Source organism: Mycobacterium sp. DBP42 (assembly GCF_005924235.1).
GTDB classification, from domain to species: Bacteria; Actinomycetota; Actinomycetes; order Mycobacteriales; family Mycobacteriaceae; genus Mycobacterium; species Mycobacterium syngnathidarum.
The window spans coordinates 1-434 of record NZ_VCMY01000116.1 but is presented as its reverse complement, the minus strand read 5'-3'; the positions used below and the strand labels follow the sequence as shown (position 1 = coordinate 434).

The following is a 434-nucleotide window of genomic DNA, read 5'->3' as shown; positions in this document are numbered from 1 at the left end:
GATAAAGCGACTCAAAAATCGGTTTGCTGCGGTAAGAGACTTTATCAATACGCACCACCGTCATATTGCGTCCGCCGGAGTAGTGGCCGGTAAACTCGCCGAACGGCCCTTCGATCTCGCGCTTACGGCTTTCGATGACGCCCTCGAGGATCACTTCGGAGCCCCAGGGTACGTCAAAGCCAGTCAGCGGGGCGGTGGCGATGGGATACGGGCTTTCGCGCAGCGCGCCGGCCATTTCATACTCCGACTGATCGTACTTCAGCGGTGTGGCGCCCATCAGAGTGATGATCGGATCATTACCGAGGGTAATCGCAATCGGCAGATCCTCACCGCGCTCTTCCGCTTTATGCAGATGCAGCGCGATGTCATGCATCGGCACCGGTTGCAGACCAAGTTTGCGCTTGCCTTTGACTTCCATGCGGTAAATCCCGACG

The 434-nt window shown here is 57.4% G+C and carries 1 protein-coding gene; it reads right to left on the bottom strand.

Annotation, left to right across the window (positions count from 1 at the left end; all coding sequences use genetic code 11):
• The coding region (locus E0T84_RS31650; protein WP_305801208.1) for a UbiD family decarboxylase domain-containing protein at positions 1-418 on the bottom strand (418 nt) is incomplete at its 3' end.
• Positions 419-434: the final 16 nt, after the last annotated feature.